General features: G+C 44.5%; 8 protein-coding genes. 5 read left to right on the plus strand and 3 right to left on the minus strand.

The window, feature by feature from the left end:
- The coding region (locus QMA08_RS04950) for an Ig-like domain-containing protein (protein WP_290173824.1) at positions 1 to 14,670 on the plus strand (14,670 nt) is incomplete at its 5' end.
- 147 nt (positions 14,671 to 14,817) lie between these two features.
- Here QMA08_RS04950 and QMA08_RS04955 read toward each other — a convergent pair.
- The 3 genes from QMA08_RS04955 to flgA form a co-directional block, all read right to left on the minus strand.
- Positions 14,818 to 15,249: a flagellar protein FlgN gene (locus QMA08_RS04955; RefSeq protein WP_182672290.1), complete on the minus strand. Its 432-nt coding sequence runs from the start codon at positions 15,247 to 15,249 to the stop codon at positions 14,818 to 14,820.
- On the minus strand, positions 15,242 to 15,562 hold the full coding sequence (gene flgM / locus QMA08_RS04960) for a flagellar biosynthesis anti-sigma factor FlgM (protein ID WP_002959436.1): 321 nt from the start codon (positions 15,560 to 15,562) through the stop codon (positions 15,242 to 15,244). The genes QMA08_RS04955 and flgM overlap by 8 nt, the downstream gene beginning before the upstream one ends.
- 76 nt (positions 15,563 to 15,638) lie before the next feature.
- Positions 15,639 to 16,346, minus strand: coding sequence for a flagellar basal body P-ring formation chaperone FlgA (flgA, locus tag QMA08_RS04965; protein ID WP_290173825.1), 708 nt, complete (start codon positions 16,344 to 16,346; stop codon positions 15,639 to 15,641).
- Positions 16,347 to 16,486: 140 nt separating this feature from the next.
- Here flgA and QMA08_RS04970 point away from each other — a divergent pair, with 140 nt between their 5' ends.
- The 4 genes from QMA08_RS04970 to flgC all read left to right on the plus strand — a co-directional run bounded on the left by QMA08_RS04970 (position 16,487) and on the right by flgC (position 19,260).
- The gene (locus QMA08_RS04970; protein ID WP_002959434.1) at positions 16,487 to 17,419 is read left to right on the plus strand and encodes a chemotaxis protein CheV; all 933 of its coding nucleotides are present in this window, start codon (positions 16,487 to 16,489) and stop codon (positions 17,417 to 17,419) included.
- 20 nt (positions 17,420 to 17,439) lie between these two features.
- The gene (locus QMA08_RS04975; protein ID WP_138488696.1) at positions 17,440 to 18,270 is read left to right on the plus strand and encodes a protein-glutamate O-methyltransferase CheR; all 831 of its coding nucleotides are present in this window, start codon (positions 17,440 to 17,442) and stop codon (positions 18,268 to 18,270) included.
- A gap of 145 nt (positions 18,271 to 18,415) precedes the next feature.
- Entirely contained in the window at positions 18,416 to 18,823 is a 408-nt protein-coding gene (gene flgB, locus QMA08_RS04980; protein WP_002959431.1) for a flagellar basal body rod protein FlgB, read from the plus strand.
- A gap of 5 nt (positions 18,824 to 18,828) precedes the next feature.
- Positions 18,829 to 19,260, plus strand: coding sequence for a flagellar basal body rod protein FlgC (gene flgC / locus QMA08_RS04985; RefSeq protein WP_002959429.1), 432 nt, complete (start codon positions 18,829 to 18,831; stop codon positions 19,258 to 19,260).
- Positions 19,261 to 19,273: the final 13 nt, after the last annotated feature.

Below are 19,273 nucleotides of genomic sequence, written 5' to 3' on the forward strand. Positions count from 1 at the left end.
ACGGTTGAAGTATCGGTTACCGATACAGCAGGTAATGAAACTACCGCAACAACAACAGGCGAAGTTGATACTGCCGCGCCAACAGTTATTATTGATCCAGTAGGTGATACTAACAACACCACCCCAACTATTTCAGGCACCGCGACGGGTGAGCCAGAGGGCACGGTTGTTACTATTACAGTTACGGATGAAGCAGGTAACCCACAAATCATTACCACTGAAGTACAAGCTGACGGCACTTTTAGTATTGATGTACCAAATGAATTAAGTGAAGGTGAATTTACTGTTGAAGTATCGGTTACCGATACTGCAGGTAATGAAACCACAGCAACTACGACTGGCGAAGTCGATATTGCCGCGCCAACAGTTATTATTGACCCAGTAGGTGATACTAACGACACCACCCCAACTATTTCAGGCACCGCCACGGGTGAGCCAGAGGGTACGGTTGTTACTATTACCGTAACTGATGAAGCTGGTAATCCACAAACTATTACCACAGAAGTACAAGCCGATGGCAGCTTTAGTGTGGATGTACCAAATGAATTAAGTGAAGGTGAGTTTACGGTTGAAGTATCGGTTACCGATACAGCAGGTAATGAAACTACCGCAACAACAACAGGCGAAGTTGATACTGCCGCTCCAACGGTTATTATTGACCCAGTAGGTGATACTAACAACACCACCCCAACTATTTCGGGCACCGCAGCGGGTGAGCCAGAGGGCACGGTTGTTACTATTACGGTAACTGATGAAGCAGGTAATCCACAAACTATTACCACTGAAGTACAAGCTGATGGCACCTTTAGTGTTGATGTACCTAACGAATTAAGTGAGGGTGAATTTACTGTTGAAGTATCGGTTACCGATACCGCAGGTAATGAAACCACAGCCACAACAACGGGAGAAGTTGATACTACAGCGCCAATAGTTACTATTAATGCACTAGGCGATACGAGTGATACAACACCGACCATTTCAGGCACGGTTAGCGGGGAGCCTGCTGGTTCAACCATAACTTTAACAGTGACCGATGCTAATGGTGCAGTACAAACAATTTCAGCAGAAGTAATTGCAGACGGAAGTTGGACAGTAGAAGTACCTGCGGCTTTAGCTGAAGGGACCTACTCTGTAGATGCAAGTATTAGTGATAGCGCTGGTAATGAAGGCACAGCAAGTGCTTCAGGCACAATTGATACAAGCGCATTGACTATTACCATTGATGTTATTGGCGAAACTAACGATCAAACACCTCAAATAAATGGTGATACTTTTAATGCACAAGTTGGCTCTCAAGTTGAAGTTCAGATCACTGACTCAGCGGGTGGAATAATTACTTTAACCACGGTTGTTGATGAAAACGGACTTTGGAGTGTTACTCCGCCAGCCGATTTGGCTGAAGGCACCATTTTAATTAGTGCGACAGTAACAGACATAGGTGGTGGAAGCGCAAATGCAGAGCTTGATGCTGTAATTGATATTACGCCTCCAACCATACAAGTAAATGAACTAGAAACAAGTAATGATACAACACCGGTTATTTCTGGTAACACAACTGACGTAGTTGCAGGCACAGTTATAAATTTAACGGTTACTGATTCTCAAGGGGTTGTTCGCACATTTAGCACAACAACAGATGCCGATGGTAATTGGAGTGTTGAACTTTCTCAAGAGTTGGCCTCGGGCGATTATTCTGTAGAAGCTGAAGTATCTGATGCTGCAGGAAATAGCGCTTCAGATACTGCTACAGGCATCATAGATACATCAGGGCCTAGCTTAACCGTTAACTTTGATACTGTAACTAACGACTCAACACCTACTATTTCAGGCACTAGTGATGCAGACGTTGGTACCAGCATCACGGTTGTTATTACAGATGAAAATGGAGTTGAACAAACACTTACCACCACAGTAGATACAAATGGTAACTGGGAAGTAACTCCACAAACAGATTTAAATGAAGGTGATAACACCATCGAAGTGAGTGTATCTGACGAAGCAGGAAATACGACAACAGTTACAGATACAATTACGTTAGACACGCAAGCGCCAACACTCACGATTCAAAACGTAGGCGATGTTAGTGATTTAACACCAGAGCTGCAGGGCACCAGTAATGAAATTGGTGGCACCGTTACACTCACCATCACCGACAGCACAGGCGCTGTGCAAACCATTGAGACCCTAGTTGGCAGCGATGGCCACTGGAACATTGAAGTGTCAACAGCCCTTGCACAAGGTGATTTTACTGTAAGCGCGAGTATTACCGATGCGGCAGGCAACGAGAGCACAGCAAACAGCAGTGGTAATGTGGATACTATTACGCCAATCGTCACCGTTGATGCACTGGGCTTGGGTAACGATAGCACCCCAGTTGTTAGTGGTACCTCAACAGAGCCTGAAGGCACGGTTGTAAACATTGTTATTACTGACAGCAACGGTGATGAACACCCAATCACCGCCACCGTGGATGCAAACGGTGACTGGCAAGCAACCAGCCCTGAATTACCGGATGGAAGCTACACCGTGCAAGCCAGTATCACCGATGATGCAGGCAACACCGGTGGTGCGACACAAACGGGCAACCTAGATACCTTAGCGCCAACACTGACGTTAGACACAGTCGGCGCAACCAACGACAGCACGCCGACAATCAGCGGAAGCAGCAATGCGCCAGCGGGCACAGTGATAAACATCAGTGTAAGCGACGGCACCACAACAGAAACGTTTACTGCAACAGTACAAGCCGATGGCAGCTGGTCAGCAGATGTACCGAACGCGTTAACTGATGGTCCACTCACTATTGAAGCAAGCGTTAGTGATAACGCCGGTAATACCACTACATTAAGTGAAACCGCAACACTCAACACCACGGCCCCAAGCATCAGTATTAATGCACTGGTTGACACCAACGACACCACCCCAACCATTAATGGTACAAGCGATGCGGCAGATAACACCACCATTAGCTTAACGTTTGAAGACAGTGCAGGGAATATTACGACTGTTGATACGACCGTAACGGGTGGAGTATGGAGTGTCGATGCACCAACTGACTTAGCCGAAGGCGAATATACTGTCACCGCACAGGTAGATGATGGTCTAGGTAATATCGGCAGCGCCACCGAGACAGGTCAGATAGACCTTACTGGCCCGAGCCTTGTTATTACAGACAACGGTGTAAGCAACGACACCACGCCAACGATTGCAGGTACCAGCGATGCACCGCAAGGCAGTGAAGTAACCATTGTTGTCACCGACAGCAGCGGCGCAGCGCAAACAATGAGCGCCACCGTACTAGCCAATGGCACGTGGTCAATCCCTGTACCGGTAGCACTTGCAGAAGGTACATACACTATTAGCGCGAGTGTTGAAGATACCGCAGGCAACGACACCACCGCCACAGGCGCAGGTGAAATAGATACCACTGCACCGACACTTGTACTTACCAGCCCAGGTTCAAGTAATGACATCACCCCGACACTCAGTGGCACAAGTGATGCCGTTGAAGGCACCGTTATTAACTTCACGGTAGTGGACGATCAAGGCAATACACAAACGTTTACCACCACTGTGGATGCCGATGGTAACTTCTCTGTAGAAGTACCGACTGCACTGGCAGAAGGGCCGTATAGCATCGAAGCAAGTATTAGCGATGTGGCAGGAAACAGCACCGATATTACCGGCAACGGCACCATTGATACCACAGCACCAAGTGTGAGTGTAGATGCGCCATTATTAACAAATGACAGCACGCCAACTATGACAGGCACCAGTGATGCACCTAACAGCACCATCACGGTGACGTTTACAGATGCAGCAAATGCTACTCAAAGCATTGATGTACAAACCGATGCCAATGGTAACTGGAGTGCGACACCAACGACTGATTTAGCTGAAGGTAATTACAGTGTTAGCGCCAGCATCACCGATGCAGCGGGCAACACAGGTACAGGTACAGACAGTGGCGAAGTGGATGTAACTCCACCGGCACTTGCCTTTACACCAACGTTTGAACTTGGTTTATTGGTTACCTTAAGTGGTACCTCTGACTTGCCAGCAGGCAGTGAAATTACCATTACCGAGCAACTGGTTGGCGGTGGCATTGGTGCCACCTACACCACCACAACTGATGCCGATGGTAATTGGTCATTAGTCGGATTAGATGTATCGTTACTTGATGTTGGCTCAGTGATCGCCACAGCGACCGATGCAGCAGGTAATACCCGTACAATTAGCTCAGATGACTTTGATAATACACCGCCGACACTCACTGTTGATGTTGCAGCACAAAGCGACAGCAACACGCCAATCATAAGCGGCACAAGTGATGCGGGCGAAGGTGCACAAGTGACGATAGTCATTACCGACAGCAACGGCAACCCACAAACCATCACCGCCCTTGTTGATGCGGATGGTAATTGGAGTGCCACTCCAACCACACCATTAAGTGAAGGTCAAAGCACCATCGAAGTAAGTGTACGCGACAGTGTTGGCAACGAAACTACAGTGAGTGATACCACCACTATCGACACGCAAGCGCCAATACTCACCATTCAAAACGTAGGCGATGTTAGCGACTTAACACCAGAGCTGCAGGGCACCAGTAATGAAATTGGTGGCACTGTTACACTCACCATCACCGACAGCGCAGGCGCTGTGCAAACCATTGAGACCCTAGTTGGCAGCGATGGCCACTGGAACATTGAGATTCCAGGTGCCCTTGCACAAGGTGACTTTACTGTAAGCGCGAGTATTACTGATGCGGCAGGCAACGAGAGCACCGCAAACAGCAGTGGTAATGTGGATACTATTACGCCAATCGTCACCGTTGATGCACTGGGCCTTGGCAACGATAGCACCCCAGTTGTTAGTGGTACTTCAACAGAGCCTGAAGGCACCGTTGTAAACATTGTTATTACTGACAGTAACGGTGATGAACACCCAATCACCGCCACCGTGGATGCAAACGGTGACTGGCAAGCAACCAGCCCTGAATTACCGGATGGAAGCTACACCGTGCAAGCCAGTATCACCGATGATGCAGGCAACACCGGTGGTGCAACACAAACAGGCAACTTAGATACCTTAGCGCCGACACTGACGTTAGACACAGTCGGTGCCACGAATAACAGCACGCCAACAATTAGCGGGACATCGAACGCGCCAGCAGGCACGGTTATAACGATTAACGTCACGGATGCAGATAATACAGAAACGTTTACTGCAACAGTACAAGCCGATGGCAGTTGGTCAGCAGATGTACCGAACGCGTTAACTGATGGTCCACTCACTATCGAAGCAAGCGTCAGTGACAGTGCAGGCAACACCACCACGTTAAGTGAAGGCGCAACATTGGATACCAATGCACCGAGTATTAATATTGATGCATTAATGGATACAAATGATACAACGCCGAATGTGAGCGGTACCAGCAGTGCAGCAAATGGCACTATTATCACCGTCAGTTTCACGGACAGTAATGACATAACAAACACGGTACAAACAACTGTTGCAGACGGTATCTGGAGTGTTGAAGCTCCTGTTGAATTGGCTGAAGGCAGTTATGAAGTTGAAGCGAGTGTTACAGATGGAAGCGGCAATACAAGTACAGCAACAGAAAATGGCGTAGTGGATACGACCATTCCTAATATTGCCGTAAATGATGTAACAGTGACTGATGACACAACACCTACGATCACCGGCACAGCGAATGCGCCACAAGGCAGCACCGTGAGCGTTGAAATCACCGACAGTAATAATATTACTCATACCGTAACGACCACATTAGGGGTTAATGGCACATGGAGCGTAGCTGCCACGCAAGTGCTGGCTGAAGGCACCTTTACAGTGAGCGCCAGTGTGAGCGATGCCGCAGGCAACGAAGCCACTGCCACAGGCACTGGTGAAGTAGACACGACTGCACCGACACTGCTCCTAACGAATCCTGGTTCAAGTAATGACATCACCCCGACACTCAGCGGCACAAGCGATGCCGTTGAGGGCACGGTTATTAACTTCACCGTAGTGGACGATCAAGGCAATACACAAACCTTTACGACCACGGTGGATGCCGATGGCAACTTCTCAGTGGAAGTACCGACTGCCTTGGCAGAAGGACCATATAGCATCGAAGCAAGTATTAGCGATGTGGCAGGCAACAGCACCGCTATTACCGGCAACGGCACCATTGATACCACAGCACCAAGTGTGAGTGTAGATGCGCCAGTACTCACCAACGACAGCACGCCCACAGTTACAGGCACTAGTGATGCACCTAACAGCACCATCACGGTGACGTTTACAGATGCAGCAAATGCCACTCAAAGCATTGATGTACAAACCGATGCCAATGGTAACTGGAGTGCGGCACCAACGACTGATTTAGCCGAAGGTAATTATAGCGTCAGCGCCAGCATCACCGATGCGGCAGGTAACACCGGCACAGGCACAGACAGTGGTGAAGTGGATATTACTCCACCGGCACTTGCCTTTACGCCGACCTTTGAGCTTGGCTTATTAGTCACATTAAGTGGTACGTCTGACTTGCCAGCAGGCAGTGAAATTACCATTACCGAGCAACTGGTAGGCGGTGGTATTGGTGCAACATACACCACTACAACAGATGCGGATGGCAACTGGTCATTAGTCGGATTAGATGTATCGTTACTTGATGTTGGCTCAGTGATCGCCACAGCGACCGATGCCGCAGGTAATACCCGTACAATTAGCTCAGATGACTTTGATAATACACCGCCAACACTCACGGTTGATGTTGCAGCACAAAGTAATAGCAACACGCCAATCATAAGCGGCACAAGTGATGCGGGCGAGGGTGCACAAGTGACCATAGTCGTTACCGACAGCAACGGCAACCCACAAACCATCACCGCCCTTGTTGATGCGGATGGTAATTGGAGTGCCACTCCAACCACACCATTAAGTGAAGGTCAAAGCACCATTGAAGTGAGTGTACGCGACAGTGTCGGCAATGAAACTACAGTGAGTGATACCAGTACCATCGACACGCAAGCGCCAACGCTCACCATTCAAAACGTAGGCGATGTTAGCGACTTAACACCAGAGCTTCAGGGCACCAGTAATGAAATTGGTGGCACTGTTACACTCACCATCACCGACAGCGCAGGCGCTGTGCAAACCATTGAGACCCTAGTTGGCAGCGATGGCCACTGGAACATTGAGATTCCAGGCGCCCTTGCACAAGGTGACTTTACTGTAAGCGCGAGTATTACTGATGCGGCAGGCAACGAGAGCACAGCAAACAGCAGTGGTAATGTGGATACTATTACGCCAACCGTCACCGTTGATGTACTGGGCCTTGGCAACGATAGCACCCCAGTTGTTAGTGGTACCTCAACAGAGCCTGAAGGCACGGTTGTAAACATTGTTATTACCGACAGTAACGGTGATGAACACCCCATCACCGCCACCGTGGATGCAAACGGTGACTGGCAAGCGACCAGCCCTGAATTACCTGATGGAAGCTACACCGTGCAAGCCAGTATCACCGATGATGCAGGCAACACCGGTGGTGCAACACAAACGGGCAACCTAGATACCTTAGCGCCAACACTGACGTTAGACACAGTCGGTGCCACGAATAACAGCACGCCAACAATTAGCGGGACATCGAACGCGCCAGCAGGCACGGTTATAACGATTAACGTCACGGATGCAGATAATACAGAAACGTTTACTGCAACAGTACAAGCCGATGGCAGCTGGTCAGCAGATGTACCGAACGCGTTAACTGATGGTCCACTCATTATTGAAGCAAGCGTTAGTGATAACGCCGGTAATACCACTACATTAAGTGAAACCGCAACACTCAACACCACGGCCCCAAGCATTAGTATTAATGCACTGGTTGACACCAACGACACCACCCCAACCATTAATGGTACAAGCGATGCGGCAGATAACACCACCATTAGCTTAACGTTTGAAGACAGTGCAGGGAATATTACGACTGTTGATACGACCGTAACGGGTGGGGTATGGAGTGTCGATGCACCAACTGATTTAGCCGAAGGCGAATATACTGTTACCGCACAGGTAGATGATGGACTGGGTAATATCGGCAGCGCCACCGAGACAGGTCAGATAGACCTTACTGGCCCGAGCCTTGTTATTACCGACAACGGTGTAGGCAACGACACCACGCCAACGATTGCAGGTACCAGCGATGCACCGCAAGGCAGTGAAGTAACCATTGTTGTCACCGACAGCAGCGGCGCAGCGCAAACAATGAGCGCCACTGTACTAGCCAATGGCACGTGGTCAATCCCTGTACCGATAGCACTCGCAGAAGGTGCATACACCATTAGCGCGAGTGTTGAAGATGTGGCAGGCAACGACACCATCGCCACAGGCGCGGGTGAAATAGATACCACTGCACCGACACTTGTACTTACCAGCCCAGGCTCAAGTAATGACATCACCCCGACACTCAGTGGCACAAGTGATGCGGTTGAAGGCACGGTTATTAACTTCACCGTAGTGGACGATCAAGGCAATACACAAACGTTCACCACCACTGTGGATGCTGATGGCAACTTCTCAGTTGAAGTACCGACTGCACTGGCTGAAGGACCATATAGCATCGAAGCAAGTATTAGCGATGTGGCAGGTAACAGCACCGATATTACCGGCAACGGCACCATTGATACCACAGCACCAAGTGTGAGTGTAGATGCGCCAGTACTCACCAACGACAGCACGCCAACTGTGACAGGCACCAGTGATGCACCTAACAGCACCATCACGGTGACGTTTACAGATGCAGCAAATGCAGTGCAAAGCATTGATGTACAAACCGATGCCAATGGTAACTGGAGTGCGACACCAACGACTGATTTAGCCGAAGGTAATTACAGCGTCAGCGCCAGCATCACTGATGCAGCGGGCAACACCGGCACAGGTACAGACACTGGCGAAGTGGATATAACCGCTCCGGATCTTGAAATTATTCCATCGTTTTTATTAGGTAATTTAGTTTCTCTTTCGGGGGATTCTGATTTACCGGGAGGCTCTGTAATCACTATTACAGAGTACCTAGTTGGGGGATTAGTTGGTGCAACTTATACAGCGACAACAAATCCTGATGGTACGTGGGGGCTTGCAAACATAACAGTACCATTACTAAACCTTGCCTATGTGACTGCCAGTGCAACGGATGCCGCCGGTAATGTAAGAACAATCAATACACTTGATTTTGATAACGTAGCGCCAGAACTAACCGTTAGTGTTGATGCTTTATCTAATGACAGTACGCCAGTAATTAGCGGAACCACCGATATGGGGCAAGGCACTGTAATTGATGTGACTGTCACCGATAGTGCAGGGCAAAGCCAAGAGTTTACTGCGATTGTTCAAGCCGATGGCAGTTGGTCAGCAGATGTACCAGCAGAGCTAGCGCAAGGTCAATACACTGTTGTTGCAGAGGTTAGAGACAGTGTTGGTAATTTAACAACGCAGCAGGCTCAAGGTGAAATAGATAGCGTTGCTCCTTCATTAATTGTGAACGAAGTTAACGCGACAATAGATACAACCCCTACAATTTCAGGCACGAGTAATGAGATTGGTGCTGATGTAACCATCCTTATCGGCGGTCAAACACTAACAGCAACAGTGGGTACTGATGGCAATTGGCAAGTAGATGTCCCCGTAGCACTTGTTGATGGTGATTATACGGCGCAAGTAAGTATTACCGATGACGCTAATAATACCAGCAGCACGACTATTGATTTAACAATTGATACCCAAGTACCTGTTATTGTACTTAATGACATAACTGTATTTAACACTGAGACACCAGTTATAAATGGTACTTCAACTGAACCACAGGATACGGTGGTCGATATAGTCATTACAGATAGCAACGGTGATATACATACTTTAACCGCAATAGTTGATGCTAACGGCGATTGGCAAGTTACAGCGCCAAGTTTGCCTGATGGTAATTATGATGTAGAGGTAAGTATTACCGATGATGCTGGCAATCAAGGAGTGGATACAGGCTCGAGCTTTATTGATACTCAAGCACCAAGTATTACTATAAACGCATTAGGTACAATTAATGACAGCACGCCAACTGTTTCAGGCACATCCAATGAACCTGAAAACACGAGTATTACAGTAACTGTGACCGATGGAGATAGTACCGAGACTTACACAACTGTTGTTGGTGCAGGTGGTGCTTGGACTGTAGATATTACAGATGCACTGACTGATGGTGAAGTTACAGTTTCTGCAAGTGTTACTGATGCCGCAGGGAATGAATCAGTTGCAAATAGTACCGCAATGTTAAATACCAATGCGCCTACAATTAATATTAATACAATTGTTGATACAAACGATCAAACACCAGCAATATCAGGTACAAGTAGTGCGGCAGATAATACAGAAATCACGGTTGTCATAACTGACGTTAATAACGTTTCACATACTGTAACTACAACTGTGGTAGGTGGGATCTGGAGTGTTGATGCGACAGATATTCTACCTGAAGGTGAATTTACTGTTTCGGCAAGTGTAACTGAAGGAGGCTTAACGAGTAATACAACAGGTAGCGGTGTTATCGATTTAACTCCACCAGCCCTTAATATTACACCGCTTACAATTTCAAATGATACAACGCCAACAATTTCAGGCACAACTACAGCTCCACAAGGCGCCATAGTCGCTATTTTAATTACAGATAGCTTAGGTGTCGAGCAAACGGTTAATGCTACTGTTGGTGCAAATGGCACATGGTCAGTCGCTGCAAGTACAGAGTTGAGCGAGGGCACTTACACGGTTTCAGCTTCAACAACAGATACTGCAGGTAATCCTGTAAACACAACTATTACAGGGGAAGTTGATATAACAGCACCTGTTGTGACTATTAACGATATTGTTGGAAGTACCGATCTAACTCCAAGTATTTCAGGGAGCGTGACAGGTGCCATGGTAGGTGATGCAGTTGCTGTGATATTTACCGATGCACTCGGGAATAAGCATACTGTAAATACAACAGTTCAAACGGGTGGTGTATGGTCTGTAGAGGCAACTAGCTCTCTATCACAAGGAGATTATTCAGTTGAAGTATTTGTTACTGACAGCGCGGGTAATACCGGGGATGCAACAAATACAGCAACCATTGATACAATTGCTCCCGAAATTAGTATTGATCAAAGTTCATTAATACTAACTCAAGATAGCACTCCATTGATTACAGGTACGTCTAACGAGGCAAATACAAACGTTATTGTTACCTTTACTGATTCTGCTGGAGTTTCTCATCAAATTACCGTGCAAACGGATGCTAATGGAGACTGGCAAGCCGCTGCAGACAACGAATTAGCAGAAGGTGTTTACAGTGTTTCGGCAACGATTACTGATAGCGCAGGAAATACCTCTGTTGATAGTAAAACGGGTGGCGAAGTAGATACAGTAGGGCCAGAGCTTACTATTGTGCCTTCGTTCCTATTAGGTCAGTTGGTTTCTTTATCTGGCACATCTGATTTGGGCGAAGGTAAAACCGTTACGGTTACTCTAGAGCTTGCAGGTGATTTACTCGATTTAACATACGATGTAACAACTGATGCCAATGGCGATTGGGTGTTATTAGGCCTAGCGGTTAATATTATTGGCTTATCGGTTGTTGAAGCCTCTGCAACTGATGAAGCGGGTAACACCACCACTATTACAACGGCTGATGTAGATGCTTCAACGCCATTACTTAATGCGGTAGTTGACTTTACTACTGGCCAGGGAGATTTGCCGATAATTAGCGGTACGACCGACCAAGCACCAGGCACTGAAGTGCTAGTTAGAGTGGTAGATAGCGATAACATAGCACAAGATTTGGTTGCCATAGTGCAGGCAGATAATTCATGGCTTGTACAAGTTCCTCAATCACTTGCTGAGGGCGTGTTTACTGTAACTGTAAATGTATTAAGTGAAGTAGGGATCACAGCTACAGAGCTGCTAAGCAGTGTAGTAGATACCATCTCGCCAACGCTTAATTTGCAAGTAATTGGTACAACGTCAGATTCTACTCCAATTATTCAAGGGACCAGTGATTTAATTAACGGTGTGGTAGAGATTCAGCTGGACGGAGGCTCAGTACTAACAACAACAGTGAATGCAGCAGGTCTATTTTCACTGGAAGTTGATGCGCTGACTGAAGGGCAGCATGTTGCCAACGTGAGTATCACTGATGATGCTGGTAATGTAGTAACACAAACGCTTGAGTTTGTTGTTGATACGTTAGTGCCTGTGGTAGATATTTTACCGTTGAGCATCAGCAATACTGACATTCTAACTATTTCTGGTACTTCTGAAGAAGCTCAAGGCACAGACATTGATGTAACTGTGATAGATAGTAACGGCAACGCAACAGTATTTGATGCCCTTGTTGGTAGCGATGGCACGTGGTCATTAGTAACCACTAGCCTACCTGATGGTATATATAGTGTATTCGCAAGTATTACTGATGCTGCGGGTAATGTAGGCCAGTCTGTTACTGAGCAAGTGACGATTGATACCATACCGCCATCGTTAGAAATAGACGCCTTTGGTGTACTTAATACATTAACGCCTACTATTACTGGCACCAGTGACGAAGAAACCGGTAGCTTAATCACAGTTAATATTACCGACTCTACAAACACACTTTATGAAGTTACTACAACAGTATTAGGAGATGGCACGTGGTTTGTTGTTACCCCTTTACTTGCTGAGGGCGATTTAACCATAGAAGCTATTAGTATTGATGATGCTGGAAATATAGCCACAGTAACGCAAACTGGCACTGTTAGTACCACTTTACCGAGCCTACTAATCAATCCAATAATAGATACAAGCGATACAACCCCTACTATTAGTGGTACTACCGACGTAATAAACGGTAATGTAGAAGTTGTTATTACAGATAGCAGTGGTAATGCAACAACCTATAACACTCAAGCACTTGGTGTTGTATGGACATTAATACCGAGCACGCCACTAGCTGAAGGTGCTTTTACAGTTGATGCGACAGTCGAAAACTTTGGCCTTACAAGCTCTACAAGCCTTGATGGCATAGTTGATTTAACACCGCCCACAATTGAAGTTAATGAACTTGCAGTTACGAATAACTCACTGCCAACAATTACAGGTACAAGTGATGCTCCAGCAGGTACAACCATAAGCGTAGTACTTACTGATGCTAATAGTGATTCGCAAACATTAACTGCGCAAGTGGCAGGTAACGGAACTTGGTCAGTCACAGCTGTTACGCCGCTTAGTGAAGGCGGTTTTACTGCTACTGCAACAGTTAGTGATGCTGCAGGAAACTCATCAAGCGATACCATGGTTTCAAGTACTGATTACACAGCACCTATTGTATTTATAGACTCTATTGCAGTAGGCCAAGATACCACACCGACTATTACAGGCTCGGTAACCGGAAGTTTTGCGGGAGCTGCAGTTATGGTGATGTTTACTGACGCACTAGGTGAAACACACAATGTTTCAACAACAGTAAACACAGACGGGTCGTGGATTGTTACAGCTTCGCAGCCTCTTAGTGAAGGGAATTACAGCGTTGATGTAAGCGTACTTGATAATGCAGGTAATATTGGCGAGCAATCAATAAGCAGCATAGTTGATTCAGGCATAGTAATTAACTCTGGTTTAGAATTAACAGCCGATAGCACACCTAAGATCACCGGTACCGCAGGAGCAAATGAAGATATTACCGTAAGCTTTATAGATGAAAGCGGTACTGTGGTAACCAAGGATACAACAGCAGGTGAGACAGGTGTATGGAGCGTATCACCAGACAATGACTTACTTGATGGAGTATACACTGTAACGGCTACCGCTACTGATGAATCTGGAAATGTTACTTCAAGTGGAAGCTTATCTGGGTTAGTGATTGACTCAACGCCGGTAGACTTCGAAGTGTCTAACTATTACTGGGGCTTACTAGGAATAGGTTTAACTGCAGAAGGCACAGTAGAAGAAGGAAATAGTGTATATGTTGTAGGAGCAAACCTACTTGGCCTTGAGGTGTTAAACCTAAACTTAAATGTGCTAGAAAGCGCTAGAGAAATTCAACCTGATGAGAATGGAAATTGGAGTTCATTATTATCAGTTCTTGATTTAGGTTCTTGGTCTGATTATCGCTTTATCACAGTTGATGAAGCCGGTAATTATTTAATTAAGGATATTAATGACAATATTATTGACCAAGGAAACGACCCACAACTTGCTAGCGCAGGAAGCAGTGCAAGCGCTGCTTCCGGCGACACAATCCCTGAATCATTTAGTGAGGAGTCGGCTTTAGGCGATACAACCCCTAATGAAGTTTCAAGCAATAACGTATTAAGCACTGAAACGATTGATTTAGGTAACTTGAGTGGTCTATCAGCACCTGAGCAAACTGTGCAAGTGAGTTCGGCTGAACCGCTTAATATTAATGACGTAATCATTGATGAAGATGCAGAGCAGCTTATAGCGCTAAATACACTGGTTGAGGATGAAGGCTCTGCAATTGCTTATACTCCAGCTCAAAGTGGAGGAAGCATTGATGCAGCAGCACCTGCGGTTGATGTACAAAATCAATCGGAAGAGATGATTAAACACTTAATTGAAAGTAGTAATAATCAAACGGATATTTAATATCAATAAAGCCCTCTTAATTATTTTTTAAGGGGGCTTACATTATTAAGCAAATTAATATTATTTATAACGAAATTTAAGAACAAAGGACATTAAAAAAGCCTTATTGATAAATCAATAAGGCTTTTTTAATGTAAAATTTTGGGCTTACGCTTTTAAATTACGAACCAGTTTACTCTCGGTATTTACAGATTTACCGGCTTGGTCGTAGGTCATTGACGTTGGTGCGCCAATTAATATCTCTTTTAATTGTTTAACACTAAGCTGCGCTTGACGGGCAGCATGAGCATTAACATTATTTTGTTTTTGGCATTGCGCAAGTTGAGTTTTAACTTGGCTTATTAGCTCAGATATTTCAGGATTTTGTGTATCGTTACTGGCAATTAGCTTACTTAGCTCTTTATCTAGAGTGCTTAGCTTAGTTAAAAAAGACATTTTTTGTTGGGCAATTTCTTTTAGACCAGCACCACGTCGTGAGGCAATAGCAGTAAGCTCATCGTTTAATAGCGTGTGTAAAGAGTCTAAACAACTTACTTGTTGGTTTAGCTTTACGCTAATTAAACTATTATGATCAGCCATACACGTTAAACTCAAAATCAGCTAAGTTTTTAGCAAGCTTTTCACTGTCCACTTGGTATTTACCTTCAGTTATTGCTTTTTTTAGCTCAGCAACTTTATCGCTGTCAAAGCCAGGCGATTGCTGTGCTTTATCTTGAAGCGTTTTTAATTGCTGCGCTTGCGGCGTTAAACTTACAGAATCACTTGCAGCTTTAGGCGAAGGGGCCTGAGCAGCTTGTGTATTTGCGTTATCTTTTTTTAAATCAACTTGTTGCTGCTTTGCATTTGTTAACGCATTAGCTTGTTGATTACTGCCATTAACTTGATTAACCATAATAATAAACCCGTATATTACCCAACTTATGCCATGTTATCGGCATATACGTAGGATACTTTAGTATAAATCTAAATTAAATATTCACCTGAACAGACTCTACACCATCTACTCGCGCATTTAAAACTTTACCTGATTTTTTGTTTTTTATTTGTATCTGTTCGCCCAAAGTACCGTCTTCTAAAGCAATACCTGTGGTTTTAATTCTAAGACCCCTCAGGTTTGCGTAAATATTAACAGAGTCACCTTTACACACCATGCAAATTTGGTTTAGTAATACTGGCATACCACTTCTAATATTTCGTTTACTTCTACTACCTATTAGCATTGTGGGATCATCTAAGTACTGTATTCGTACAAAGTGAGTTGGTTTCATTTCAATACTTAAATGCGATTTAGTTATTACTTCACCGCGGGTTAAATTAGCAGTGGCAACAACAACTGGAGCCATTTCAACAACTCTTACATGAACGTATTGAGCCCACGTTTGCGCATCATTGCACTTAGCTTGTAAGGTTACTTGGCGGTTAAATGGTGGCTCATCGGATGTTGATAATTCAAGCTCTGTATTACAGACACGATCAGGAATGCGACTGTCTAAAGGCAGAGCACTTAATTCAGTATTAGTATTTTGTAATGTACCAATTTGCTTAGCTATGTAAGCAACGGCCATGTCTTGTAATAAATCTTTACTAAACACTTTAGCTTGCAAAGGGAATACAAAGCACAAGCTAGTAACAAAATAAAAAACACTGTATCTTCTGATTTTTTTTAACAAACTCATAATGTTTCGACTATGCTTATGGTTTCAAACAGGGTATAAATATTTTGCGTCAAAAAGTAGACGCACCCGCGATGTTATGTAGCTTTATAAATAGAAAGCAATTATCGTTCCGTATTATTTGTTTTCTTTAGGAGATTTGAATGGCAGGCATTTTAGACTCAGTAAACCAACGCACACAGTTGGTTGGGCAGAACCGCCTAGAATTACTTTTATTTAAGCTCAGAGGGCGTCAGCGTTTTGGTATTAATGTATTTAAAGTGAGAGAAGTGCTGCAATGCCCTCCACTAACAAGCATGCCAAAATCTAATCCGTATATTCGTGGTGTTGCACATATTCGTGGTCAAACCATTTCGGTTATTGATTTATCAATGGCTGTAGGTGGGCGCCCAATCGACAACATTAAAGACAGCTTTATAATCATTGCTGAATACAATCGCTCTGTGCAAGGGTTTTTAGTGGGCGGAGTTGAACGTATTGTAAATATGAATTGGGAAAAAATAATGCCACCGCCATCAGGCGCCGGACGTTATTCATATTTAACAGCAGTGACCGAAATCGAAAATGAATTAGTCGAGATTCTCGATGTAGAAAAAATTCTCAACGAAATTTGCCCAGTAAACACAGAAGTAAGTGCTGAAGTTGCACAAAGTGGCGATATTCAAAGAGATTTAGGCGAACGTATCGTATTTATTGCAGATGACTCTGCTGTTGCGCGTAATCAAGTTAAACGTGCCTTAGAGCCGCTAGGTGTTCAAACAGAGCTTGCTAAAAATGGTAAGGAAGCTTTAATTAGGCTTAAAGAAATAGCAGAGCTTGATTGTAAAAATGATATTACAGAGCGAGTAGCATTACTTATCTCAGACGTTGAAATGCCAGAAATGGACGGCTATACCTTAACAGCTGAAATAAAAGCAGATCCCAAACTTGCACCTTTGCATGTTATTTTGCATACCTCTTTGAGTGGTGTTTTTAACCAAGCGATGATTGAAAAAGTAGGGGCAGATGACTTTATTGCTAAATTTAACCCAGATGAATTAGCAACAGCGGTTAAAAAGTGGGTTCATTGTGATTAACAAAAATAGGTGCTACTAACTTGAATAATAAAGATTTGCAGCAAAGTGAATACGACCAGTTTCGTTCGTTTTTAGAGCAGCAATGCGGCATTGTTTTAGGTGAAAATAAACAGTATTTAGTTAAAAGCCGACTTGCTCCGTTAATGACTCGATTTAATGTGGGATCTTTATCGGAATTGGTTAGTAAAACTCTCGGGCCTCATGAGCGGCAATTAAGAGCCGCTGTGGTTGATGCAATGACCACCAACGAAACTTTGTGGTTTAGAGATCAATACCCATTTGAGTTACTCCAAAACAAGCTTTTCCCTGAATTTAAAGATTTAAGAAGACCTTTAAAAATTTGGTCTGCTGCCAGCTCGTCAGGCCAAGAACCTTACTCAATAGCTATGTCGGTTGCTGAATTTAATGCTAAGCAACCAGGTGTGCTTCGTATGGGGGCACAAATTATCGGTACCGACATATCTAATACCATGCTTGATATGTGTAAAAATGCAGAGTATGACGCGCTGGCACTCGCCAGAGGGTTATCTGCAGAGCGTCGTAAAAAGTTTTTTAAAGACAGCGGCAACGGTATGGCACAAGTAAACGATACAATAAAAAAACAAGTTAGTTTTAGGCATTTAAATCTGCTTGATTCTTACGCGTTAATGGGCAAGTTTGATATTATTTTTTGCCGAAATGTACTAATTTATTTTGCGCCTGAAATAAAAGCTAAAATTATTAACCAGTTTGCACAAGCGTTAAATCCAAACGGTTACCTATTTTTAGGCGCGTCAGAGTCCCTAACTGGCCTAAGTACTGAATTTGATATGGTTAGGTGCAACCCTGGTATTATTTACCAAAAGAAGTAATTAAGCTAACTCCCTTCCCTAAAACGACGCACCTAGCGTCGTTTTTCTATTTAGATACATAGCCTTATAAAAATATAGCATGCCCTAATATTAATGGCTTATTTTTTGCTTTATTAATGGGTAAGTCAATTTTTTGGAGAAGGTTATGGCTATCAGTTTTGATAAAGCATTAGGTGTGCATCCGCAAGCCATGTTGATCCGTTCACAGCGAGCAGAATTAATTGCAACTAATATAGCTAACGCTGATACGCCTGGCTATAAAGCAAAAGATATTGATTTTGCCTCTGCTTTAAAAGCGGCAAGGTCAACCCAGCAAAGCGGCAATACTATGGTAAGAACTAATGATAAACACATTGGTGGAGGTACTCATAGTATGGGCAGTTCAGAATCATTTCGTTTGCCAAATCAATCAGATACTGGTGATGGTAACTCGGTTGATATACAAGTGGAACGAAACTTGTATACACAGAATGCTATGGAGTATCAGGCCAGCTTGCAATTTTTAAGCGGCAAATTTAAAGGCCTGAATAAAGCTCTCGGTAGTCAAGGATAAAAATTATGAGTTTATATAATGTTTTCGATATTGCAGGTTCGGGTATGAGCGCACAAAACGTTCGCTTAAATACTACAGCTAGTAATATTTCTAATGCTAACACCATTAGTTCATCTCAAGACAAAACGTACCGAGCGCGCCAACCTGTATTTGCGGCTGAGCTAACAAAGGCTTCAGCATCAGTAAGTAACCAGCAGGGCTCCGCAGTTGGTGTTAAAGTTTTGGGCATTGTTGAAAGCGATGCACCATTACAAATTGAATATAACCCAAACCATCCAAGTGCGGATGAAAATGGCTATATCTATAAACCCAACGTTAATGTTGTAGAGGAGATGGCAAATATGATTTCTGCCTCTCGTTCTTACCAAACAAACGTGCAAGTTGCTGATGCAGCTAAGCAAATGCTAAGTAAAACACTGTTGCTAGGGCAGCGGTAACCGAGGGTAGGTT

The sequence above is a fragment of the Pseudoalteromonas sp. APC 3355 genome (genome assembly GCF_030407615.1).
GTDB lineage: Bacteria > Pseudomonadota > Gammaproteobacteria > Enterobacterales > Alteromonadaceae > Pseudoalteromonas > Pseudoalteromonas distincta.